This window comes from Neobacillus sp. DFD-2R, from assembly GCF_057747865.1.
In genome coordinates this window covers 778,525-800,940 of sequence record NZ_CM173228.1, presented here as the reverse complement: position 1 = coordinate 800,940, position 22,416 = coordinate 778,525, and the positions used below count along the sequence as shown (strand labels likewise).

At 39.9% G+C, this 22,416-nt stretch carries 26 protein-coding genes and 1 tRNA gene; 6 read left to right on the top strand and 21 right to left on the bottom strand.

Going from position 1 to position 22,416, the window contains the following annotated elements; all coding sequences use genetic code 11:
- Positions 1–429 precede the first annotated feature (429 nt).
- The gene (locus AC3ANV_RS03820; protein WP_488312355.1) at positions 430–1,839 is read right to left on the bottom strand and encodes a glycosyltransferase; all 1,410 of its coding nucleotides are present in this window, start codon (positions 1,837–1,839) and stop codon (positions 430–432) included.
- A 158-nt stretch (positions 1,840–1,997) separates the two neighbouring features.
- Here AC3ANV_RS03820 and AC3ANV_RS03815 point away from each other — a divergent pair, with 158 nt between their 5' ends.
- From AC3ANV_RS03815 to AC3ANV_RS03795, 5 genes are all read left to right on the top strand, one after another.
- Entirely contained in the window at positions 1,998–3,197 is a 1,200-nt protein-coding gene (locus tag AC3ANV_RS03815) for a glycosyltransferase (protein ID WP_488312354.1), read from the top strand.
- Positions 3,198–3,285: 88 nt separating this feature from the next.
- Positions 3,286–3,612 (top strand): alpha-helical endospore appendage domain-containing protein, encoded by a 327-nt coding sequence (locus AC3ANV_RS03810; protein ID WP_488312353.1) that lies wholly within the window; start codon positions 3,286–3,288, stop codon positions 3,610–3,612.
- Positions 3,613–3,831: 219 nt separating this feature from the next.
- The gene (locus AC3ANV_RS03805; RefSeq protein WP_488312352.1) at positions 3,832–4,050 is read left to right on the top strand and encodes a hypothetical protein; all 219 of its coding nucleotides are present in this window, start codon (positions 3,832–3,834) and stop codon (positions 4,048–4,050) included.
- 185 nt (positions 4,051–4,235) lie between these two features.
- Positions 4,236–4,562 carry an alpha-helical endospore appendage domain-containing protein gene (locus tag AC3ANV_RS03800; protein WP_488312351.1) on the top strand — a complete coding sequence of 109 codons (327 nt, stop codon included), beginning with the start codon at positions 4,236–4,238 and terminating at the stop codon, positions 4,560–4,562.
- A 277-nt stretch (positions 4,563–4,839) separates the two neighbouring features.
- Entirely contained in the window at positions 4,840–5,169 is a 330-nt protein-coding gene (locus AC3ANV_RS03795) for an alpha-helical endospore appendage domain-containing protein (RefSeq protein WP_488312350.1), read from the top strand.
- Between the two features lie 180 nt (positions 5,170–5,349).
- Here AC3ANV_RS03795 and AC3ANV_RS03790 read toward each other — a convergent pair whose 3' ends face one another.
- From AC3ANV_RS03790 to AC3ANV_RS03755, 8 genes are all read right to left on the bottom strand, one after another.
- Positions 5,350–6,726 carry a sugar phosphate nucleotidyltransferase gene (locus tag AC3ANV_RS03790; protein WP_488312349.1) on the bottom strand — a complete coding sequence of 459 codons (1,377 nt, stop codon included), beginning with the start codon at positions 6,724–6,726 and terminating at the stop codon, positions 5,350–5,352.
- Between the two features lie 602 nt (positions 6,727–7,328).
- Entirely contained in the window at positions 7,329–7,613 is a 285-nt protein-coding gene (locus AC3ANV_RS03785; RefSeq protein WP_488312348.1) for an alpha-helical endospore appendage domain-containing protein, read from the bottom strand.
- A 334-nt stretch (positions 7,614–7,947) separates the two neighbouring features.
- Positions 7,948–8,196, bottom strand: coding sequence for a hypothetical protein (locus AC3ANV_RS03780; RefSeq protein WP_488312347.1), 249 nt, complete (start codon positions 8,194–8,196; stop codon positions 7,948–7,950).
- Positions 8,197–8,232: 36 nt separating this feature from the next.
- Entirely contained in the window at positions 8,233–8,652 is a 420-nt protein-coding gene (locus tag AC3ANV_RS03775; protein ID WP_488312346.1) for an alpha-helical endospore appendage domain-containing protein, read from the bottom strand.
- A gap of 520 nt (positions 8,653–9,172) precedes the next feature.
- Entirely contained in the window at positions 9,173–10,171 is a 999-nt protein-coding gene (locus AC3ANV_RS03770; protein ID WP_488312345.1) for an alpha-helical endospore appendage domain-containing protein, read from the bottom strand.
- A gap of 354 nt (positions 10,172–10,525) precedes the next feature.
- A complete protein-coding gene (locus AC3ANV_RS03765) occupies positions 10,526–10,798 on the bottom strand; it encodes a YolD-like family protein (RefSeq protein WP_488312344.1) in 273 nt (90 codons plus the stop codon).
- Positions 10,750–11,136 carry a hypothetical protein gene (locus AC3ANV_RS03760; RefSeq protein ID WP_488312343.1) on the bottom strand — a complete coding sequence of 129 codons (387 nt, stop codon included), beginning with the start codon at positions 11,134–11,136 and terminating at the stop codon, positions 10,750–10,752. Before AC3ANV_RS03760 ends, AC3ANV_RS03765 begins: the two co-directional genes overlap by 49 nt.
- Before the next feature lie 149 nt (positions 11,137–11,285).
- Positions 11,286–11,357: transfer RNA gene (locus AC3ANV_RS03755), tRNA-Arg, on the bottom strand.
- Positions 11,358–11,560: 203 nt separating this feature from the next.
- Between AC3ANV_RS03755 and clpP the strand changes: the two genes are divergently transcribed.
- The gene (gene clpP, locus AC3ANV_RS03750; RefSeq protein ID WP_307407449.1) at positions 11,561–12,166 is read left to right on the top strand and encodes an ATP-dependent Clp endopeptidase proteolytic subunit ClpP; all 606 of its coding nucleotides are present in this window, start codon (positions 11,561–11,563) and stop codon (positions 12,164–12,166) included.
- Between the two features lie 37 nt (positions 12,167–12,203).
- Here the strand turns inward: clpP and AC3ANV_RS03745 are convergent, their stop codons facing one another.
- From AC3ANV_RS03745 to hisB, 12 genes are all read right to left on the bottom strand, one after another.
- Positions 12,204–12,461, bottom strand: a complete 258-nt coding sequence (locus tag AC3ANV_RS03745; RefSeq protein WP_488312342.1) for an HPr family phosphocarrier protein — start codon at positions 12,459–12,461, stop codon at positions 12,204–12,206.
- Between the two features lie 27 nt (positions 12,462–12,488).
- The gene (gene whiA, locus AC3ANV_RS03740) at positions 12,489–13,439 is read right to left on the bottom strand and encodes a DNA-binding protein WhiA (protein WP_488312341.1); all 951 of its coding nucleotides are present in this window, start codon (positions 13,437–13,439) and stop codon (positions 12,489–12,491) included.
- A 34-nt stretch (positions 13,440–13,473) separates the two neighbouring features.
- Positions 13,474–14,457, bottom strand: coding sequence for a gluconeogenesis factor YvcK family protein (locus tag AC3ANV_RS03735; protein WP_488312340.1), 984 nt, complete (start codon positions 14,455–14,457; stop codon positions 13,474–13,476).
- Complete coding sequence (gene rapZ / locus AC3ANV_RS03730; RefSeq protein WP_488312339.1) at positions 14,454–15,347, bottom strand: RNase adapter RapZ; 894 nt, start codon at positions 15,345–15,347, stop codon at positions 14,454–14,456. Before rapZ ends, AC3ANV_RS03735 begins: the two co-directional genes overlap by 4 nt.
- A gap of 18 nt (positions 15,348–15,365) precedes the next feature.
- The gene (locus tag AC3ANV_RS03725; protein WP_488312338.1) at positions 15,366–15,824 is read right to left on the bottom strand and encodes an NUDIX hydrolase; all 459 of its coding nucleotides are present in this window, start codon (positions 15,822–15,824) and stop codon (positions 15,366–15,368) included.
- Between the two features lie 306 nt (positions 15,825–16,130).
- On the bottom strand, positions 16,131–17,081 hold the full coding sequence (trxB, locus tag AC3ANV_RS03720) for a thioredoxin-disulfide reductase (protein WP_488312337.1): 951 nt from the start codon (positions 17,079–17,081) through the stop codon (positions 16,131–16,133).
- 264 nt (positions 17,082–17,345) lie between these two features.
- A complete protein-coding gene (locus AC3ANV_RS03715) occupies positions 17,346–18,839 on the bottom strand; it encodes a tetratricopeptide repeat protein (protein WP_488312336.1) in 1,494 nt (497 codons plus the stop codon).
- 249 nt (positions 18,840–19,088) lie between these two features.
- The gene (gene hisIE, locus AC3ANV_RS03710; RefSeq protein WP_488312335.1) at positions 19,089–19,706 is read right to left on the bottom strand and encodes a bifunctional phosphoribosyl-AMP cyclohydrolase/phosphoribosyl-ATP diphosphatase HisIE; all 618 of its coding nucleotides are present in this window, start codon (positions 19,704–19,706) and stop codon (positions 19,089–19,091) included.
- On the bottom strand, positions 19,703–20,464 hold the full coding sequence (gene hisF / locus AC3ANV_RS03705) for an imidazole glycerol phosphate synthase subunit HisF (protein ID WP_488312334.1): 762 nt from the start codon (positions 20,462–20,464) through the stop codon (positions 19,703–19,705). Before hisF ends, hisIE begins: the two co-directional genes overlap by 4 nt.
- On the bottom strand, positions 20,455–21,192 hold the full coding sequence (gene hisA / locus AC3ANV_RS03700) for a 1-(5-phosphoribosyl)-5-[(5-phosphoribosylamino)methylideneamino]imidazole-4-carboxamide isomerase (RefSeq protein ID WP_488312333.1): 738 nt from the start codon (positions 21,190–21,192) through the stop codon (positions 20,455–20,457). Before hisA ends, hisF begins: the two co-directional genes overlap by 10 nt.
- Positions 21,189–21,815 carry an imidazole glycerol phosphate synthase subunit HisH gene (hisH, locus tag AC3ANV_RS03695; protein ID WP_488312332.1) on the bottom strand — a complete coding sequence of 209 codons (627 nt, stop codon included), beginning with the start codon at positions 21,813–21,815 and terminating at the stop codon, positions 21,189–21,191. The genes hisA and hisH overlap by 4 nt, the downstream gene beginning before the upstream one ends.
- Complete coding sequence (hisB, locus tag AC3ANV_RS03690) at positions 21,816–22,403, bottom strand: imidazoleglycerol-phosphate dehydratase HisB (protein WP_488312331.1); 588 nt, start codon at positions 22,401–22,403, stop codon at positions 21,816–21,818.
- Between the last annotated feature and the right edge of the window lie 13 nt (positions 22,404–22,416).

Below are 22,416 nucleotides of genomic sequence, written 5' to 3'. Positions count from 1 at the left end.
GCTCGCCACAAGTTTTTTAATAATAAACACCAATATCAGTATTTAAAAAGATTCCTTCATTTCCACCCAGGACAGAAGCAACCGTACAATATCGTCTTCCTCAAGTTCACTAGCCATCTGCACTTCAATACATTCAATATTCTAATAGCTTTATGCGCATGTTTTGCTCTGATAAGTATATTCAAGACATCACCAAGTGTTTCATAAGATACCTTTTCATCCAATACAAATTCACCTTCACCTTTAACGATGACCCATACTTCACTGCGTTTGAGATGGTATTGATAGCTAATATTTGAAGCATCGATTACTGTAACGGGAATGTCTATTTCGTTGATTATATGCGTATACGTACATATATCACCCATATCCCCTGCCAATAGCAGAGGTTTGCATTTCCTCTGTTAATGTGTTCCAGGTCATTAAGGACTACAGCTGTGAATAACAAAATCTCATCATGAGCAGGATATTCTCTCGAAAGTCATTATCTTGTTGCTCCATATTGTCAGCAATGTAAACAAGATGTTCAATTGCAGCGGAATAGTTTTTTTGTTGGATATAAATGATGACTGCATTGTACCTCGCCATAATTGTTAAGGGGTATACTGAAAGAATGTTCAGATAGATTCCTAATGCATCTTCAAAAAAATTTTTTTGATAATGTTCATTTCCATTCTCCAGCTCCAGTTTAATAATATCCTCGTGGGCTGTTTTCGGGCCTGTTTTCTCATTAGCCAACTGTCTGATTCTGTCAGAAACTGCCTGGGCGCTTTTTACCCAGGTAAATGAGGATAAAATATGCCGGCTTGCTTCCTGTCCTTTTTTCTTGACCAACGAAGGGTTCTCGTATGCAAACCGCATTGTTTGCTGTAGATCGGCCCTATCAATCGACAGCCACCATGGATAGTCCACTGTATCAAGATCACCAACTTTTTTCTCTGGTAAAAGAACCTCCTTAGAGGGTACAAGGAATGCTGTTTCCGCATTGCAAAAATCCTGACATGAACCTTTATCCGGCACAATCGCCGGGATTCCACATGCCATAGCTTCTGCAATAGGCAACCCGAATCCCTCTCCCCTATAAGGATGAACTAAACAATCACACGCCTTATATAATCCCGCCAGCTCCGTTTCTGAAAAATCATGATCCATGTAGACAATGCGCGGATTTTTTGGATCTGACATGGCTTCATGAATCATCTTTTCCAGCGTTATTCCTTTATAAAAAGACTGGGTTCCAGTGTCTTTAATAAACAAACAAACATCATCATTCACAGTAAATTCATTTAGGTAAGCTTGAACGAGAGTATCAATTCCCTTACGTCCAATCGTCCCTCCGACGAACAGAAACCGAAAAGAGGAAGGTTTTAAATCTAGAGCTTTCACACCAGTGTGGTAAACTTTCTCGTCCACCCCAAGCGGGATGACGTGAATTTTGTCTTCTGGAATTCCGCAGCGTACATAGCTTTCCTTATTGTATTCGCTATAAACCCAGATTTCATCCACCCAGTACTTCATAGGAATATACCACATCCTAGGAATTGCACCATATTCCCAAGGCTGCATACAAATCCACTTCTTACTTTTTGGTACCTCCCAATCTGGCGGCCACTGATGGAAAATCGTAAGGTCTGATTCAGCAAAGGGCAAAAATTCCTCTGTTTTATCCTGGTCTTCATTAACAGAAAGTGCCAATGGTACTTCTTTATCTGGGGTTTTTTTCCTAATGTTGAAATGTTCTTTACTTAAAAATCTGCAAATATTCCTGTTAACTATCGCAAGGCTATGACCGGCAAATTGAGGGCCGACCCAGTTAATTTTTAGTGTTTCTGTCTTCAACAGTATCCACCTCAAGTTTCATCATTGGGATTTCTTTCTTTACTTACACATTATATTGAACACCGTTAAGGAAGTTTCCAAAAAACACTTTTACCTAGTTAAAATCATAGTATAGGAAATGATTATGTTTAATGTTTTTATAAGGAGTGAAAGAAAAAATGGACTTTAAACGTTTGTCGTTATGCATGATTGTAAAAGATGAAGCAGAATGTATCGGTAAGTGCCTTAGCAGCATAAAGGAGATTGTAGACGAAATAATTATTGTAGATACGGGATCTTCAGACCGAACCGTTGAGATCTGTCAATCATTTGGAGCGCAGGTTTACGAATTTCCCTGGAACAAAAGCTTTTCTGACGCCCGCAACTTTGGATTGGAGCGTGCAACCGGGGATTGGATTTTATGGTTGGATGCAGATGAAGAGGTGGATGCTTCTGATGTTTATAAACTGCGTGATATTCTTTATTCCGATGAAGATATTTTATCTATTCATTTGATTAATTATTATGGCGAACGCCTAGAACCGGATAAAACCTTCGAGATTGCCCATACTCGTCTTTTCCGAAATCATAAAGGCATTAAATTTATTGGCAAAATCCATGAAATGCTAAACGTGGAAGAGGTTTTGACGATACCAGAGGATGGCCTGATAATCAAAACTGTGCCAATTAAAATTCACCATTATGGTTATATGGATTCTGTGAGTGAAAATAAAAAGAAATTTGAACGCAATCTTACAATGTTAAAGGAAGAACTTAAACAAAAAGACCATAGTCCTTGGATTCATTATCATATTGCCAGCGAATATTATGCCCAAAAGGAATTTAGAAAAGCATTTGATCATGTCAATCTTTCCATTAAAGATTTTTTAAAAAAGTTACAGACACCGCCTTCGCTTTTATATCGATTAAAGTATTCAATATTGATTAGTACAGGAAGCATCGACGGTGCATGGCCAGGTATTGAAAAAGTTCTTATCCTCTATCCGGATTATGTAGATTTACATTTTTATAAAGGCATAATCTTATTTTTAAAGGATATGTTCAAAGAAGCATTTGAGACGTTTGATCACTGTCTCGAAATGGGAGAAGAGAATTTACAGTATCTTACCTTAAAGGGAGTAGGCAGCTTTCAAGCATTACACTATAAAGGATGCTGCCTCGAAAAACTGGGAGAGATTGAAGAAGCTGCAAGGTGTTATGCAATGGCTGCAAGTCAATCGAAAACATTTGTTTCTCCCATAGAAGCTCTACGTAAACTTGTGACGAAGCACCAAGACCAATTTAGTCCATTAACTGAAGATTGCGATGATGAAACGCTAATCGCAAAGGCGCTCAATCACAATTTTCCTAAACAATAAGTATAAAATAAAAATAGTTTATTGGCCGTGCCCCATAACGAGGTAAATAAATACAATGTTACAGATATTAAAGAAAAGAGGTGATATAGTGTCTCAAGCTAATATTCCTAATATTACTCCACTAATTTCTGTTACTACAGCACAGACGATTCCCTTGCTTTTGGCTTCTGTTGCCCTTGAGGAATTGGCTCTGGCTCACATTATTAATGCTGAAGCAGAGAAACTTCAACTTGTTCTAGGAACATTAACCCCTACCCGTACTACATTCTCTCCTGCAACTGTTTCGTTAACAAATCTGCTTGCTATTGACGCAAGTGTCCAAAGAACACTTCGTGATGTGATTAAGAAGGAAATGTTACTGGAGTTTAAGTTTGAAAATATCCTTGATTTGATCGCTATTACGCCACGACCTTAAGGAATCTCCAACTTCTATTTCCGAAGTATTGACAGGAGGTTGGGGTTGTATCACTCAAACTACTTTTTACAGCATTTAACTTCGTAATTCTGAGCTGTTATATATATCTTCATATTTCCCTTACTCCCGATTGGCGTACAAATGTATCCAACTAGGAGTTTTTTCCCGACTTTAACAGTTTATAAAATAAAAACTCCCCAAAAGGAGTTTTTTATTTTTTTGTATGTAGATATTCATTCATTCTTTTGTCTCTTTGGCCGTAGGTTGGAATATTTACAGTATCTTACCTTAAAGGGAGTAGGCAGCTTTCAAGCATTACACTATAAAGGATGCTGCTTCGAAAAACTGGGAGAGATCGAGGAAGCTGCAAGGTGTTATGCAATCGCTGCAAGTCAATCGAAAACATTTGTTTCTCCAGTAGAAGCTCTTCTAAACTGATGACGAAGCAGCAAGTCCTATTTAGTCCATTAATTGAAGACTGCGATGATGAAACACTAATCGCAAAGGCGCTCAATACAATTTTCCTAAACAATAAGAATCAAATAAAAATAGATTATTGGCCGTGCCCCTCAACGAGGTAAATAAATACAATGTAACAGATATTAAAGAAAAGAGGTGATATAATGTCTCAAGCTAATATTCCTAATATTACGCCGCTTATTTCAGTTACTACAGCACAGACTATTCCTTTACTTTTGGCTTCTGTTGCCCTTGAGGAATTGGCTCTGGCTCACATTATTAATGCTGAAGCAGAGAAACTTCAACTTGTTCTAGGAACATTAACCCCTACCCGTACTACATTCTCTCCTGCAACTGTTTCGTTGACAAATCTGCTTGCTCTCGACACAAGTGTCCAAAGAACACTTCGTGATGTGATTAAGAAGGAAATGTTACTGGAGTTTAAGTTTGAAAATATCCTTGATTTGATCGCTATTACGCCACTACCTTAAGGAATCTCCAACTTCTATTTCCGAAGTATTGACAGGAGGTTGGGGTTGTATCACTCAAATTGCGTCTTGCAGCATTTAACTTCGTATTTCTTCTGAGCTGTTTTTAAAATATATCTCTTCATATTTCCCTTGTTCCCGATTGGCATACAAACGTATCCAACCGGGACTTTTTTAATGAAATAAACTCAGCATGGCAAATATCATAAAAATAGTTGTGTCAATCTTTAACCTGAGGAAATAAACTAAAATCAGCGCTAAAGAAAACGAGGTGATAACAATGTCTCAAGCCAATATTCAGAATATTAGTCCACTCATTTCAATTAATACTGATCAGACCGTTTCATTGCTGCTGGCTTCCATTGCCCTTGAGGAGTTGGCCCTTGCTCATGTCATTAATGCCGAAGCTGAAAAACTTCAATTTGTACTCGGAACCTTAAAGCCTACAAAAACAAGACTTTCTCCCGAAGCGGTTTCCGCATCTGATCTTTTTACAATCAATGCTAGTGCTGAAAGAATCCTTCAGGACGTTATCAAAAAGGAAATGTTACTGCAATTTAAATTTGAAAACATTCTTGATTTGATTTCCATAAATCCTCGACCTAAGTAATCTTCCATGCACTCTTTTTATTAAATAATGAAAACGGCTATTTCTTTGCCTCACGTTTATCTCGAAATCGTGATAAACTGAGGTACTTCTTATTTTTCTTTATTTAATATATTCTTTTTATATTTTGAGAATAAAAAAATAAAAAAAGAAAATCTTTTTATCGATTTTCTTTTCTTCTTCTTAATCCAGGGATTTCTTCAATTCTTCCCAAGACATAAATAAACGAATAATATCTTCTTCTTCCAGTTTACTTCCCATTTGAACTTCAATTATTTCAAGATCTATACTTGCTTTGATTCCATGCTTTGCGCCCAAAGGAATAGTTAGCACATCGCCCTTTTTTACATAAGACAATTTGTCATCAAGAACGAATTCTCCTTCACCTGCAACAACCACCCAAACTTCACTCCGGTTATGATGATATTGGTAGCTTAGGTTATGTCCTTCTAATATACATAACCGCTTTGTCAGAACTTCCATTCCCTCAGTGGATTTTTTGTAGTCTAAGACACGATACCACCCCCAACGGCGCTCCTCGAACATAGGTCGTTGTTCTAAATCTTTTACGATTTCTTTGACATGGTGGCTTACGGATTTATCTGAAACTAAAATGCCATCGGGACTTGTTGCCACAACTATGTTTGAAGCACCTAATACAACCACAGGTATATCTAATTCATTGATTAAATGTGTATTGATGCAATCATCACTCATCGAACCTCTGCCTACGATATTTGTTTTCATACCCTCAGTCAATGTATTCCAAGTCCCCAAGTCTCTCCAATAACCGTTATAGGGAATAACAGCAATCCGCTCTGCCTTTTCCACAATTTCATAATCAAAGCTTATTTTAGGTAGTATATTATAGTGCTCTTTAACCTTATCATATTGAGCAGGAAACCCCCTTTTTTCCAGCTGATTAATCATATAGCCCAATTTAAAGGCAAATACGCCGCAATTCCATAGTGCCTGCTGTTTTATTAAGCGCTCTGCCTGCTCCTCTGTCGGTTTTTCCTTAAAACCAATTACTTTTAAATATTCTTGTGCTTGTTGACAGTTCTTTTCAACTTTTTCAGGAATGATGTAGCCGTATTTTGTCGAAGCATAGGCAGGATTTACACCAATTAAAGCGATATCCATACTTGATTGTAAAATAACATCCTCTAATTCTTTGACTTTATTAAAAAATTGATTTTCCACAAAAGGATCAACAGGCATTACAATAATGACTTCATTTCGATTAACACCAATGATGGAATACAAATAAGTTGCCGCTAATGCGATTGCCGGAAATGTATCTTTTCGTTCTGGTTCAATAATTAACGGCACTTCGGTCCCTAATTGACTTTGAAGAATATCCACTTGTGTATTACTTGTCGAGATATACGAACTATCCTTTAATTGATTCAACTCTAATTGTCTCCAAAGTCTCTGAACCATGGATTCCAGCTTCTCTTCAGAACGAGTTAGCATCTTTAAAAACTGCTTCGATCTAGAGTCATTGGAAAGCGGCCATAATCGTTTCCCGGAACCTCCTGACAGCAATATAAGTTTCATTATATACACCTCTAGACGTAAATTAGGCAAAAATATATCTTCTCCCTGAATTAAATATCCTATGAATGCATCTGACATTATGAAATAGATAAAAACCCAAGAATACTGGATTATAAATAAAAAGAAAGATTTTACTCTGGATTTTTCCAGCTCCTAACAAGAATGGGGTAAATCTATTCAGGGTGATTTCACAGTTTCACCTGGTGATGTACTGACTATATTGGTCGGCCAACAGGGAAACAGGGCCAGGATCTACTAATGACGGCGGCGGTGGCAGCTTTGTTTGGCGAGGCACTGGTACTGTAACACTTGCTAACCTTCTGGTTGCAGCCGGGGGTGGCGGCGGTGCTGGCGGTGCCGGAGCAGGAGGAACTCATAATGGCGGTTTTGGCGGCGGCTCTCCCGCTACAGTTGGCGGCGGCGGCTCTCAAAATAACGGAACTAACCAATCAAATATGGTTAGCACTGTCGATGGTGAAAGTTTATGTACTGCGTATAGTTGGAGAGGGTTTATCACCCATAATGAAATTGGGTTTTGAACACCAGAAACAGCCAAGCTATTTTCTAAAAGCACTGGCTGTTTTTGTATTTCCCTCAATATTTCAAAGCAAGAAATCAATGGTATCTTCAAGTTCAAACAATAGAAGAATTTCTTTCGCAATGACTGCCCGCAGCATTCGTTCTGCCTTCCTGTTTGCCTTCTTAAGGTCTCTGTGGGAAGCCTTATTATGTTTAAATTCGCAAACAGTGGTCTGGAGAATTTCGACTTCCGTTTCTAACAAATTTGCCAATGATTGTTCCATAAGTGCTATTCCAGCCAATTTCAACGTAACAACGTCCCGCCTTTTCGGGATATGAAAATCTTTTGGAATTTCCGGTAAACCCATGTTGGCCCTCCTCTTGTCGTAAGTCTTTTTAACATATTAAACATCCGCATATGGATCACATTATACCTATATGAAATCATTATTTTTTTGTGCAATCTATTTAAATAAAAAACCCTTTCCTGTCTTCCTTGGTATGGGATAACAATTATTTTCCAATAAGTTTATAAAACTGTTATGACAACAGCATCTGAAATACCCGAGATACTTAGGATATTTACTGCCTTTGGAAGAGGATTGAACCTAAGGTTGCGTTTTTTACCATACCATTTTACATTTAATGCTTCTTATCACTTTTCATAAAAAATAAAACAGACAGCACATTAGTGTGTCTGTTTCATTTTTTTATTATTTTAAATACCATTCTCTTCCTCTCCATCATTTGCTTTAACTCTGTAATGGAATGACCTTGACTTTCTATATCCCTTTCTACTTTAAAAATATCGAATTGAGAAAAACAATCTTGTTCCCTTACTGCCTTTTCAAGTATGTGGACAGTATTTGTAAGGTGTTTTAATGATGATTTTATCTGAGAGAGAGATTCTTCTAACATTTGGTTGACATCTTCGCTAAAATGATCCCCCATTTTTATTTACCCCTTCCCGATGGTAAACAATAGTGCTCAATCTTTGCACTCTTCCCGTGGTCTATGAATGACCTCAAGCGTTCTTTCCAATTTCTTAAGTAAAAGCCATTCTTTCATCACAATTGTTTCCAGCATTTGTTTAACCGATTGGTTTAGCTCAATAATTTCTTCATTACATGGTTTCGTAGGGAAGTCACAATTTTTTCCTATAAAAGCTTGAATTTTATCCGCTTCAGCTCGGATAAGAAGAGCCAATGCCTCTTCTTCATTGGCGACCGATTTGATTAAATCAAACAGGACATGATTTAATGAATGTTTATCATCTTCATCTTTATGGCAATGTTTATCTCCCTCATCCTGGCGGTGATGATTTTGCGAATGTTTATCATCCCCATCCCTGTGGTGATGCTTTGGCAACTTTTTATCATCCTCATCCCTGTGGTGATGCTTTGGCATTTGTTTGACACCTCTTCTAGAATATTTTGCACACACCTATGTATATGTGCTACTGCCCGGTCTGGTGTATGGACAAAAATTTTTTGCAAAATTGTTCCATACCTCTACTGTAAGAGCAGAATAAAAAAGTAAAAAAACGCAAAAAACCCCATATTTTATACACAAAAAACACAGCCTAAACCGCTGTGTTTATAAACAATTTATTTTTTAGTGGTATTTTTAAAATAAGGGGATTACGTATCCAACGATTGCTGACCGTTGTGGAATATATTTGACGAGCATGACGTGAAGGTTAGCGATATACAAACATTGAACCCCATCATAAACCGAGAAGATAATCGGGGAAGTCGACTATCTCACCGAATGCAGTTACATTTCTTCGTTTGTTTCCGGATCCATCAAATTAAACGAACGCTTTTGAGTCGTCGTGCTTCCCCCCGCCAATGGCTGCATCGGCATTAGCTCGTGTCTTGCGATTATGATTTAAGTTCATTTAATTATAAAACTGTTTTAATGTGTTCTAAGGACAAGTAGTCGTGATGGTTAAAGACCATCCGCCGGCTATATCGCCAGAGTCTATAAATGCATCATCAACCACGAAAAGATTCCATATACCATTTGGATTTGTCCCATCGAATACGCTTAACGCTGAACCATATGGCGACATCGGTGCTGGTGGGGGAAAAACATCACCAGGTCCGTTATTTGTCGGCTGGTACGTACCGGAGACGATTGGGGCTGGCACTGGAGTTGCTGCATCATCGTCAAATGTTAACGTGAAACCGAAGATAGGAAACCCATTGCCTGTATCCGACATAAGGATAATATTCTGACCCTGTGGTCCAACAAGTAAGATATCAAGGTCACCCGGGAAGGTGTGGGACATATTATTTAATGTCACTGTCACTTTAGCAATGGTACCAGTCAAACCTGCCACGTTAATAGATGACGGATATGGAGCGGCTGGTCCCTCCGTGTCGCCATCGATAATAATCGGAAGCGGGTTAGTAAATGTAGCTGTTGTCGGAGTACTTAATGGATTGGCTGGTCCCTCCGTGTCGCCATCGATAATAATCGGAAACGGGTTAGTAAATGTAGCTGTTGTCGGAGTACTTAATGGATTGGTCGGTCCCACCGTGTCGCCATCGATAATAATCGGAAACGGGTTAGTAAATGTAGCTGTTGTCGGAGTACTTAATGGATTGGCTGGTCTGATTAAATCAAGAATGTTTTCAAACTTAAATTCTAGCAGCATTTCCTTCTTAATGACATCACGAAGGGTTCTTTGAGCACTTGAGTCGACCGTAAGAAGATCAGTTACTGAAAATACAGCAGGAGACAACCTGGTTGTTGCGCCTTCTAGTGTTCCTAAAACAAATTGAAGCTTCTCTGCCTCGGCATTCATGATGTGAGCAAGAGCTAATTCTTCAAGGGCAATAGAACTTAATAGTAAAGGAATCGTCTCCTCTACCGTAACCGAAATGGTAGGCGTAATATTAGGAATGTTCGGGAAGGACAAAATCATTCACCTCTTTTATTTTTTAGAACTATGTATACGTATGCCTAATAGTGCACCTAGAACACGGCCATTGCCCCGTTATAAATACTTTTCTTCCGGATTCAAGAAATCCATCAAACTAACATGAAATGAATTCATCGTTTGAAGGTATATATTATGGGTGTGGACTTTCCCCCCTTTAGCTTGTTTCGTTACACTGTAACAGTTTGGCGATTTTTAATTACAAGTGCATTCGAAATGGGTTTGGAAGTCGGGGGCAATAGTAGGTTTGCAGAGTAACTTCACATTCATAAAAACTAAGCTAGCATTGCGCTTTCAATTATCTAATTGCTAATTGGTATCGATAGTGTCCGCCTAATCTATAACAACCCTCCCGACCACATGTTCAAAAGTTATCTGCTCGAATTTTCCTGCATTATCCTCTATATGCAGATCATGGGAAATCGAATCAACGTAGTGAACGTGGACTGTAACTTCCTCCGTAAAGCCATCGTCCCATACAGTTAACTTAACTGCAAGATGGTACTCCATCGCATAACATATCCGCTGGTCGAATTCCTCGAGTTCATAGACGTCAATTAACGGTTTAGGCTGGCGTTCTTGATCCTTAAACATCGAGGGTTGCATTTCGAATGCACGCTAATAAATAAAATGTCGGTGTCCAATACCCCACGTTCTTGGATATAAGCTTTTAATACCTCTCTCAGACGCTTTGTAAGGGGTATACGGCGAGCGTATCGGTTTTTAGCATATTCGACATTAATCGTTCCTTTGCCATCAAATGAAACGTCTTTTAAACGTTCTTTATCGTAGAATTTTACGGTATCGGTTGAAAGTCCTTTAATACGGCAATGCCTTAAGAATTCTTTGACAGCGTTTTGAGAATTTGAGACCTGTAATTGCGTGGTATTTCTTTCAAGAGCGTGTTGTACGGAAACATTCGTAATGGTGTTTCTTCGTTTCATAGCGGATCCCTCCTTCGAATTAACGTAAGGAGCGTCCTGCACTGCGTGGTTTTTATGCGTGGTTTTTTTGGTTGAACTGTACCCAAAATGAAAAATGCCCCGACGCTTTGTAGTAAAGCGTAGAGGCACTGTTAACATTGACTTTATTACGCCCTCGGCAGGAATCGAACCCACATCTCAAGAACCGGAATCTTACGTGCTATCCGTTGCACCACGAGGGCAAATATTAGCGACCTTCATATTATATGCCATGTTCTAAAACTTTGCAAGTACTTAATAGGTTTAAAATACTCCTGATTGGTTATGATGGAATAGGGAAAGTTGTCGAACAATTTAAAGTCAATTTGTTTGACCTTTATTGACCATCAGTGTATGATAACAATACATATTATTTTCACTTTCAAACTCAGGAGGAGGAAGAAAAATGAATTTGATTCCTACAGTTATTGAACAAACAAATCGGGGCGAGAGAGCATATGACATTTATTCCCGTCTTTTAAAAGACCGGATTATTATGCTTGGCAGTGCCATTGATGATCATGTTGCCAATTCTATTGTTGCACAGTTATTATTCCTTGAAGCGGAAAACCCTGAAAAAGACATTACACTTTACATCAATAGTCCGGGTGGAAGTATCACAGCCGGGATGGCGATTTATGATACAATGCAATATATTAAAGCAAATGTATCTACGGTATGTATAGGTATGGCAGCATCGATGGGTGCTTTCTTACTAGCCGCAGGTGAAAAAGGGAAGCGCTATGCTCTGCCTAACGCGGAAGTTATGATTCACCAGCCACTTGGCGGTGCACAAGGACAAGCAACGGAAATTGAAATTGCGGCAAAACGCATTCTATTCCTTCGTGAAAAATTAAATGGAATTTTAGCCGAACGTACAGGCCAGCCACTTGAGGTTATTCAAAAAGATACAGACCGCGATAATTTCATGACAGCGGAAAGAGCAAAGGAATATGGCCTGATTGACCAAATCATCACACGTAACCTATTTGATGAAAAAAATAAAAAGTAAACAGTAAGGGTTTGGCTGTAACCGCCAAACCCTTTTTTTAATGTTCTTTTTCGATAAATTCGCTTAATACATTAATCGCATTTTCTTCATCATCACCATCAGCCACAATGTTAATCACAACTCCTGTACCAACAGCAAGACTCATTAATCCCATTATGCTTTTTGCATTTACCTTTTTTCCATCCTTTTCAAGAAATATATCCGATGAAAATCGGTTTGCTTCTTGGACAAATAAGGCTGCAGGTCGTGCTTGAAGCCCTGTTTTCAATTTTACTTCTGCTTGTTTTACCCTCATTACAAAATTCCTCCTCATGTAATTTTTCTATTTTCTTGGATCTAATTCACCTAGACGCAATTTTTCAGCAATTTCATCTATTTTTCTTAATCTATGATTTATCCCCGACTTACTAATGGATCCGCCTGAGACCATTTCCCCTAACTCTTTTAAGGTAACATCCGTAAAATTCATCCGCAGTTCGGCAATTTCCCTTAACTTATCAGGCAAAATATGAAGCCCGACAGTTTGGTCAATAAAGCGGATATTTTCTACCTGCCTGATGGAAGCACCGATTGTTTTATTTAAGTTTGCTGTTTCACAATTTACAAGACGATTAACGGAATTCCTCATATCCCTTACAATTCTTACATCCTCAAAACGAAGCAAGGCATTATGGGCACCAATGATATTCAAAAATTCGGTTATTTTTTCTGCCTCTTTTAGATAGGTAATGAAGCCCTTTTTTCGCTCGAGCGTTTTACTGTTTAAACCAAATGTATTCATCAATTCGCACAAAGAATCATTATGTTCTTTATAAAGCGAAAAAATTTCCAAATGATAAGAAGACGTTTCAGGGTTGTTTACTGAGCCTCCGGCTAGAAATGCTCCCCGTAAATAAGAACGCTTACAACACTTCTTTTTCACTAGCTCCTTAGAAATATCATGAATGAAGGTGAATCCTTCACCTAGGATTTTTGTATCCTCAAGTATTTCTCTTGCTTGCTGCGATAAACGGACAATATAGACATTATTTTTTTTCAAACGCATTTTTTTCCTTACCAGCAGCTCAACTTGAATTTGGTAACTCTTTTTTAGTAATGTATATATTCTTCTGGCGATTGCTGCATTTTCAGTTTGAATATCGACAATTAACTTACGATTGGAGAATGATAGAGAACCGTTCATGCGAATTAAAGCGGAAAGCTCTGCTTGAATACAGCACGATTTCACTTCCAGGTTCGTTAATTCTTTTTTCGTTTCCGAAGCGAAAGACATCCCCTTCACCCCCCTTTTTACCGGACACCTTTATTTACGCATCAAAGCGCTTTTTGGTTTCAGTTATTAATAAATTATATAAAATTTGGGCTACTTTTTTCGGATCATGCCGAAGTGCCCCATTTTCCTGTACGGCAATATCTGCATGAACTACTTCAAGCCCAAGCTCATATAGCCGCGGCAAATCATATTGTACCGGATCCGCTAACTCCTCATTATAGCGAAGCTGGATATCCGGGGGAATCTCTTCATTATTTACTAATATCGTATTAATGCACGCACCGCTCATGTGATCGTAAATAGCCTGAACATGATCACTTGCGGTAAACCCATGCGTTTCTCCGGCTTGTGTCATCAAATTACAAATATATACCTTATTTGCATGAGAGCGACAGATTTCATCCCCCAATCTGGGAACGAGAAGATTCGGCAGAATACTGGTGTATAAGCTTCCCGGGCCAATTATTATTAAATCAGCCTGCCGAATTGCTTGAATGCTTTCCGGTAATGGGCGAATATTCCCGGGTGTTAAAAAGACCTTTTTAATCCTTTTACCGGAGTAGGGGATTTTCGATTCCCCTGAAACAATCGTCCCATCTTCCATTTCGGCATGTAAAACAACGCTTTGGTTTGCTGCCGGCAATACCTTGCCACGAACATTTAATACCTTACTCATTTCTTGAATAGCATGCACAAAATTCCCGGTAATGGAAGTCATCGCCGCTAATATTAAGTTCCCAAGTGAATGTCCGGATAATTCATTCGATGTAGAAAATCGATGTTGAAACATTTCCTCAACAAGCGGCTCTACATCAGATAATGCCGCTAAAACATTGCGAATATCACCGGGGGGCGGAATATGCAAATCATCGCGCAGCCTTCCAGAGCTTCCGCCATCATCGGCAACCGTAACAATCGCGGTAATATCAACAGGATACTGTTTTAGGCCCCGTAATAATACAGGCAATCCCGTTCCTCCGCCAACGATGACAATTCTGGGCTGTCCAAAATCTCTCATGTTGTTTTGTCCTTTCTCCTCTCAATGTCACGATGTGAAACACAGGTCTTGTAATCATGTTCAAAAAATCGGCCAATATATTCAGCCAATGCGACTGAACGATGTTGTCCGCCTGTACATCCAATCGCAACGACAAGCTGTGCTTTTCCTTCTCTCTTATAATGGGGAAGCATAAACGCGAGCAAGTCTGTCACCTTTTCCAAAAACTTATGCGTTTCATTCCATTTTAAAACATAACTTGAAACGTCTTCATCCAAACCGGTCTTAGGCCTCATATGCTCAATATAATGAGGATTTGGCAGGAAACGCACATCAAAAACCAGGTCGGCATCGATTGGAATACCGTGCTTAAATCCAAATGACATGACATTGACAGTAAAGATTAGTTTTTTATTCGAAGTAAATTCAGTTAATATCTTTTCACGCAGTTCACGCGGCTTCATTTGAGAAGTGTTATAAATAAGCTGGGCACGGCCTTTTAATTCCTCAAGGAGCTCCCTTTCAAGCTTAATCCCTTCGAGCGGCAAACCCGTAGGCGCAAGCGGGTGTGACCGCCGCGTCTCTTTATATCGACGAACTAAAGTTGCATCATCTGCATCCAAGAACAAAATCTGCGGTGTTACCCATGAGGTTTCAGCAAGGTCATCTAATGCTTTAAAGAGATGATCAAAAAACTCTCTGCCTCTTAAATCCATCACAAGTGCCACTTTATTCATTTTATTCCCTGATTCCTTCATAAGTTCAAGGAATTTCGGTAACAATGTTGGCGGTAAATTATCGACACAAAAGAAACCTAAATCCTCTAAGCTTTGAATAGCAACTGTTTTTCCTGCTCCGGACATTCCTGTAATAATGACCATCTGAGTATCGCTTGTCGAACCGGTACTCATTGCAATTCCCCCTATTGATTAACTTGGATCTAATCGATAACTGATTAGTTGAAAATCTTTTGTATAAGTAAAGGTACCGTAAATAATTCCTTTTCCGTGAATCATATAATCAATAATATGATAATCGCCTGCGGCCATCGGAAGATTTTTTAACTGATCCAGCTGATGCCATTCCAGCTTTCCTTCTTCGGATTCATCAACACGCATACCATCTGATTCGGTAGCCATAAAAGTGAACATCATCCATTCACTCAGGAGTTCTTCACTTTCTTTCATTATCATTGTAAAAACACCCTTTAATTGGGGGTTTTTCAGGTAAATTCCTGTTTCTTCCCGGTATTCCCTAATGCAGGAATCCCGGACTGATTCGCCCGGCTCCATTTTTCCACCCGGAGCTACCCACCAGCCCCGCCGCGGTTTTTGCAGCAACAATATTTGATTTTCTCTTATCAATACACAATTGGTGACCCGCTGCACTTTATTCACCCTCTATTTGGCAAAATATCCTAATATAACGACTAATTGATTCTTTTCATTATACTATTTTTAGTATGCAGTCACAATGAATAGAAACGTGATATTTATGTTAATATTTATGTAAATTTTTTATGTCAAAAAACAGTGTTCTTTTTTCAAAAAAAAGAGCACAGGCTTATTCACCTGTGCAGGAAAAGTATTTATTTTTAAAGGGGGTCAATTACTATCTCTATAATACCTCACCATTATTTCACTACTGTTACAGGAGAATTAAAACATAATTACTTTTTTTTACAAAGGAAATTCTTATTGCTTTTGTTTTAACTCTTCTTTAAGCTCTTCAACAAAATGCTGGGCACTTTGGGCAGCAATACTGCCATCACCTGTCGCTGTTACAATCTGACGCAATGTTTTTTCACGAATATCGCCCGCTGCAAAGATTCCCGGCACGTTTGTCTCCATGTGTTCATTGGTTTCAATGTAGCCATTTTGGTTTGTAATCCCAAGGCTTTCGAATGGTTTAGACAAAGGCAGCATGCCGATATAAATAAATACACCATCCGCTTTCAGTTCTTGTTCCTCACCATTTTCGGTAGAGACAAGTGTCACGCTACCTACTTTGCCGTCCTTATCGTTGATGGATTTAAGCGTATGATTCCAGATAAAGTCTACCTTTTCATTAGCAAAAGCCCTATCCTGCAGAATCTTTTGAGCACGAAGCTGGTCACGGCGATGAACGATTGTTACTTTTGAAGCAAATCGGGTTAAGTATACCCCTTCTTCAACAGCAGAGTCGCCGCCGCCAATCACAAACAATTCTTTATTTTTAAAGAAAGCACCATCACATACAGCACAATAAGAAACCCCGCGGCCGCCAAGCTCTTTTTCGCCCGGAACGCCAATTTTTTTATACTCGGCACCGGTTGTAATGATCACAGAGTAGGCTTTATATTGTTTCGAACCGGCATTAACAACTTTATAATCTCCGTGGTCTTTGATTCCCTTAATATCGCCATATGCATATTCTGCACCAAATTTTTTCGCATGTTCAAACATTTTTGTTGATAAATCAGGACCTAAAATACTTTCAAACCCCGGATAGTTTTCAACATCCTCGGTATTGGCCATTTGTCCGCCCGGCATTCCCCGTTCAATCATCAATGTGGAAAGGTTTGCACGGGATGTATAGACTGCAGCTGTCATACCGGCAGGACCTGCACCCGCGATAATAACATCATAAATTTTTTCTTCAGACATGGTTATCACTCCTTAAAAGAAAAGCGTAAGCGCCTTGCCCAGGGGGGACAGGCATAAGACGAGCCGGCAGGAAGGTTGCTCTTTAACCTTCTTGACGGATTGGCTTATGACCCCGAGCCCCTAGGCGCTGAAGCTAGACAGTTTTCAATTTTAATAGGGTTAGTATCCCCTTTTCCTTTAATGGTATATAACAAAGATTTTCCCGTCCAAGAATTTGCTCAAACAAAAGCTCCAGCACCTTTCAAAGGACACTGAAGCTAGCGATTAATTTAGAAGTGATTTTATTACCTTTACATACTTGCCCACAGTTGATGTCGATACCCCATAGCGGTCAGCTATTTCCTGCTGTGATACTTTTTCACTGCGGAGCTTATTCCAAACATATTCAATTGCTCCTGCCCATCCATGCTTGTTTTTCAAACGGATACCGGATTGTGACAATTCCCCCAATGCAGAAAACCACATTAAATATAATCCTGACTCAACCATGCCGATTGGCTGATGGTTTTGATATAAAAGTTCCGCCACCTGATGGGCCTCCGAAGTGACCGAAGGCATTCCGGACTTTACAAATGAAAGGTATTCTCTTTCAATCGAGGTGAGCTTTTGATTTTGAAACAGCTGCTTTGATGAAAGGATTTCATCTCTTTTACTTGAAACAGTTGCCAGGAAAATGGCAAATAATCGTTCTTCAATATAGTCGCTTTCCAGCTTTTGAAAAATCGAACCCGGGTGATCCTCGAAACCATTTGCCGGCGGCGGTGAAGGATTCCATGGCTCGAATCCTTCTTTATCGGGATTCATTTGCAGGACGATTTTCCAAATATTTTTTGCGAAATTTTCATATCCTGTGTAAAAAGCGGAGCAGGATAGCCAGTAATAAAACGGACCGTCGCCATCAAACCCGTGTTTATATAACTTTTTAAGCCAAAAATAAGCGGATTCATACTCTCCGACTAATGCAAAGGTTGACCCTAACTTAAATTGATGTTCAGAAAGAAGCGGCTGAATCTTTTTTAATGTATCAATTAATACCTCTGCATTTTCTGATTGACCTTGGTAATGAGCAAAAACCAACAGGTTACAAAGTGCGTGGAGATTTCCCGGATTTCGCTCCAAAACATCTGTTAAAATGGCTTCCGCCTTTTCCGTTTTCCCAAGGTAAAAATAAGCAAGGGCTAAATTATTGTACGCCGACCAATACTCCGGATATTGTTCAACGACATCCTTTAAAAGCTCAATCGCTTTTGGAAAATATCCCGATTCCAAAAGATCGCGGGCTTGCTCCTGCTTTATAATGAGGTCATCCTGCAGATACAGCTCATCCTCCAGCCCTTCACCTTCAAAAGAAAGCAGTTCGAGCAGATCTTCCGTATCTTCTGTAAAATCACCATCCGGATCCAGCTGTAAATAAAGTTTGGCATGGTGATAAGCATCTTTAAAAAATCCCAAATGGGCATAATTATTGGCTAATAAATAATGGCATTCAGTCATTTCTTCGTCCAGTTCTTCAAGGATCAGATGCAAGAGTCGATTGGAATTTTCAAACTCGCCCAGTTCTGTTGAAACAATGGCCAGCTGGCATGCAATCATCGGTTCACCCGGCTCAAGCTGAAGTGCCCGCCCGAGATATTTTTTTGCCTTTATAAAATCACGACGATGATATGCCTTTACACCCTTCGTGAAATAATATTCCCCCGTCGGAACAAATGAAAGTACTTTTCCTTTTTGAATTCTTGCTTTCGCGTCTTTACCCATGAAGTCCTCCATCTTTCCATCATAAACATAACTAATGTAGTATAACACAATTGTTACTTGTACGAGAAGGGGCCGGGAATGATGATTTTAAGAGGATTTCAACAGCTTTATTGAAGGAGAGGAATGCATTTGACGGATATTTACAAATTTGAGAAGGATATTTACAAATTTTCAATTTTATTTACAAATTTGAAGAGGTTATTTACAAATTTCAAGCTGCGGGTCCATGTACACACAAAAACCAGCCCATTAGGACCGGTCTTTGTGTCTTTCTTCCAGTGTTTTCAGTACTTCTTTAAAAGGAAGCTCCTGTTCAACCAAAAGAACCATTAAGTGATAAAGTAAATCGGATGCTTCCCATTTAAGTTCATCATGGTCGCGGTTCTTGGCCGCGATAATTACTTCTGCAGCCTCTTCACCGACTTTTTTCAAAATTTTATCTACGCCTTTATCAAAAAGATAGGTAGTATAGGCACCTTCTGGACGTTCTCGTTCACGATCCACAATCACCTTTTCAAGTGAAGCTAATATCTGATAGTCCGCCAACGTTGAATCCCCTTCAAAAACCCGTTCTGAAAAACAGCTCACTGCACCTGTATGACAGGCAGGCCCTTTGGGATTTACCAAAACAAGCAAAGTATCTTGATCACAGTCGTAATTCACACTAACAACTTTTTGTGTGTTGCCGCTTGTCTCTCCCTTGTGCCATAATTCCTGACGGGAACGGCTAAAAAACCATGTTTCCCCGGTTTCCAACGTTTTAGCAAGAGATTCCCGATTCATATAAGCTAACGTTAAAACTTCCTTTGTAGAGGCATCCTGGATGATAGCAGGAACAAGCCCCTTTTCATCAAACTTCACATTCATCGTACGGTCACTCCTTTTTCCCTTAGGTAGCTTTTTACTTCGTGAACAGAAGTCTCTTTGTAATGAAAAATCGAAGCCGCAAGTGCTGCATCAGCTTTTCCGGCTAAAAAGGCCTCTTCAAAATGATTTGCATTTCCCGCACCGCCTGAAGCAATCACAGGCACAGAAACTGCCTCACTAACAGCTTTCGTTAAGTCCAAATCAAACCCGTTTTTCCCGCCGTCGCAATCCATACTTGTTAATAAAATTTCGCCTGCACCAAGCGCTACAGCTTCTTTTGCCCACTCGACAACTTTTTTATCAGTCGGTTTTCGGCCGCCGTGGGTAAAAACACGCCACGTCCCAAACGCTTCATCAAATTTGGCATCAATCGCTACCACGATACATTGGGATCCAAAAAAGTCAGCACCTTCCTTAATGAGCTGAGGGTTCAAAATAGCTGCTGTATTCAAGGATACCTTATCAGCGCCGGCACGGAGAATTTTTTTCATATCTTCCAACGCGTTGATGCCCCCGCCAACTGTAAACGGGATTGCAAGCTCGGAAGCAACCGCTTTGACGACTTCGACCATTGTCTTTCTTCCTTCTACAGAAGCTGAGATATCAAGAAAAACAAGCTCATCGGCTCCCTGTTCATCATAAAATCTTGCAAGTTCAACCGGGTCGCCGGCATCACGGAGCTGGACAAATTGAACTCCTTTTACCACTCTACCTTCCTTCACATCGAGGCAAGGAATAATTCGCTTTGTTAAGGCCATACTCTCACCTCTTCCAACGCTTCCTTCAAGGTAAACCGGTGTTCATAAAGGGCTTTGCCGACAATCGCTCCGCCAACACCTTTAAACTCGACTGACTTTAATGCATTTAAATCTGCCAGACTGCTTACACCACCTGAAGCTATAACATTTTTTCCTGTCACTTCAGCCATTTCACAGACAGCGGCAATATTCGGACCTGAGAGGGTTCCATCTGTGGCAATATCAGTAAAAATAAACGTCTCAGCACCGGCATCAGCGAAGCGTTTGCCGAGTTCAATTGCTTTTACCTCTGATGTATCCAGCCAGCCATGGGTAGCGACATAGCCGTTTTTCGCATCAATCCCCACAGCAATTTTTCCGCCATACTTTTTGATCATATCAATAGCAAAATCAGGGTTGGAAACAGCGATGCTGCCGATAATCACGCGGCTGACGCCATTTTCAAGGTAATGAACGATATCTTCTTCAGAACGAATGCCGCCGCCAATTTGGATTTTTACCGATAGCTTACCCGCAGCCTCAATTACAAAATGGTCATTGACACGCTTACCGTCCTTTGCTCCGTCAAGGTCTACCATATGAATCCATTCGGCACCTTCAGCAGCAAAACGCCGGGCCATATCAAAAGGTGAATCGCCATAAATCGTTTCCTTGTCGTAATCACCTTGGAGAAGGCGGACACAATTGCCGCCCCGCATATCAATTGCCGGATAAATAGTTATACTCATCGGACAGCCTTCCTTTCCTCAACAAGCTTCAAAAAATTATGTAACAGGGCCATCCCAAGCTTGCTGCTTTTTTCCGGATGAAATTGCATTCCAAAAATATTGTCACGGCCTACTACCGCTGAGACCTGTTCATGGTAATCCGCTTTTGCCAAGAGCACATCTGAATTTTCCGCATTCACAAAATAAGAATGAACGAAATATACATAATCTTCTTCAAGATTATTCAGAATGGGAGAGGACTTTACAAATTCAAGCCGGTTCCAGCCCATGTGCGGTACTTTGTAGGGTTCACCTTCCTGAAACCGGCCAGGAAAACGGCGAACACCTCCGGGCAATAGTCCTAACCCTTCAGTAAAACCGTTTTCGTCACTATTTTCAAAAAGCAGCTGCATGCCAAGGCAAATTCCAAGAAGCGGTTTACCTGATGCTGCAAACTCCTTAATCGTGTCCACCTGCAAGCGTGCCATGGCGTCACGAAAGGATCCTACCCCGGGGAGAAGCAATGCATCCGCTCCAAGTAAGTCCTTTTTTTCACTTGATATAAAAAAGTCGGCACCTAATCGTTCGAGCGCTTTACTCACGCTAAACAGGTTCCCCATGCCATAATCGACAATTCCAATCATCTATAACATCCCTTTCGTTGATGGAACCCCCTTGATACGGGGATCAATGGTTGTGGCTTCGTCAAGTGCCCTGCCCAAGGCTTTAAAAACGGCTTCAATCATGTGATGAGTATTTTTGCCGTAATGAACAATAACATGAAGATTCATTCTGGCTTCAAGGGCGAGCTTCCAAAGAAACTCATGAACAAGCTCGGTATCAAAGGTTCCAACCTTTTGACCCGGAAACTCTGCGCGCATTTCCAGATGCGGCCGGTTGCTAAGGTCAACCACAACCTGTGCTAAAGCTTCATCCATCGGCACAAACGCATTCCCGTAGCGCTTAATACCTTTTTTATCTCCAAGAGCCTCTCTTAGCGCCTGTCCTAAACAAATGCCAATATCTTCGGTCGTATGGTGATCATCAACATCCGTATCACCGTCAGCATTAACAGTTAAATTAAATTGACCGTGTTTCGTAAACAAATCAAGCATATGGGTCATAAAAGGTACACCCGTTTCAAGCTCGGACTTTCCCTCACCATCTATCGCTAATGATAATTGGATTTTTGTTTCATTTGTATTTCGTTCAATACTTGCTGTTCTTTCCATAATCGGGGGCCTC

Bases quoted from the DNA above. Each gene is read 5' to 3' on its own strand.
- AC3ANV_RS03815 (WP_488312354.1), top strand. From the start codon at position 1,998: ATGGACTTTAAACGTTTGTCGTTATGCATGATTGTAAAAGATGAAGCA.
- AC3ANV_RS03800 (WP_488312351.1), top strand. From the start codon at position 4,236: ATGTCTCAAGCTAATATTCCTAATATTACGCCGCTTATTTCAGTTACT.
- AC3ANV_RS03795 (WP_488312350.1), top strand. From the start codon at position 4,840: ATGTCTCAAGCCAATATTCAGAATATTAGTCCACTCATTTCAATTAAT.
- AC3ANV_RS03790 (WP_488312349.1), bottom strand. From the start codon at position 6,726: ATGAAACTTATATTGCTGTCAGGAGGTTCCGGGAAACGATTATGGCCG.
- AC3ANV_RS03785 (WP_488312348.1), bottom strand. From the start codon at position 7,613: ATGGGTTTACCGGAAATTCCAAAAGATTTTCATATCCCGAAAAGGCGG.
- AC3ANV_RS03780 (WP_488312347.1), bottom strand. From the start codon at position 8,196: ATGGGGGATCATTTTAGCGAAGATGTCAACCAAATGTTAGAAGAATCT.
- AC3ANV_RS03775 (WP_488312346.1), bottom strand. From the start codon at position 8,652: ATGCCAAAGCATCACCACAGGGATGAGGATGATAAAAAGTTGCCAAAG.
- AC3ANV_RS03765 (WP_488312344.1), bottom strand. From the start codon at position 10,798: ATGCAACCCTCGATGTTTAAGGATCAAGAACGCCAGCCTAAACCGTTA.
- AC3ANV_RS03760 (WP_488312343.1), bottom strand. From the start codon at position 11,136: ATGAAACGAAGAAACACCATTACGAATGTTTCCGTACAACACGCTCTT.
- clpP (WP_307407449.1), top strand. From the start codon at position 11,561: ATGAATTTGATTCCTACAGTTATTGAACAAACAAATCGGGGCGAGAGA.
- AC3ANV_RS03745 (WP_488312342.1), bottom strand. From the start codon at position 12,461: ATGAGGGTAAAACAAGCAGAAGTAAAATTGAAAACAGGGCTTCAAGCA.
- whiA (WP_488312341.1), bottom strand. From the start codon at position 13,439: ATGTCTTTCGCTTCGGAAACGAAAAAAGAATTAACGAACCTGGAAGTG.
- AC3ANV_RS03735 (WP_488312340.1), bottom strand. From the start codon at position 14,457: ATGAGAGATTTTGGACAGCCCAGAATTGTCATCGTTGGCGGAGGAACG.
- rapZ (WP_488312339.1), bottom strand. From the start codon at position 15,347: ATGAGTACCGGTTCGACAAGCGATACTCAGATGGTCATTATTACAGGA.
- trxB (WP_488312337.1), bottom strand. From the start codon at position 17,081: ATGTCTGAAGAAAAAATTTATGATGTTATTATCGCGGGTGCAGGTCCT.
- AC3ANV_RS03715 (WP_488312336.1), bottom strand. From the start codon at position 18,839: ATGGGTAAAGACGCGAAAGCAAGAATTCAAAAAGGAAAAGTACTTTCA.
- hisIE (WP_488312335.1), bottom strand. From the start codon at position 19,706: ATGAATGTGAAGTTTGATGAAAAGGGGCTTGTTCCTGCTATCATCCAG.
- hisF (WP_488312334.1), bottom strand. From the start codon at position 20,464: ATGGCCTTAACAAAGCGAATTATTCCTTGCCTCGATGTGAAGGAAGGT.
- hisA (WP_488312333.1), bottom strand. From the start codon at position 21,192: ATGAGTATAACTATTTATCCGGCAATTGATATGCGGGGCGGCAATTGT.
- hisH (WP_488312332.1), bottom strand. From the start codon at position 21,815: ATGATTGGAATTGTCGATTATGGCATGGGGAACCTGTTTAGCGTGAGT.
- hisB (WP_488312331.1), bottom strand. From the start codon at position 22,403: ATGGAAAGAACAGCAAGTATTGAACGAAATACAAATGAAACAAAAATC.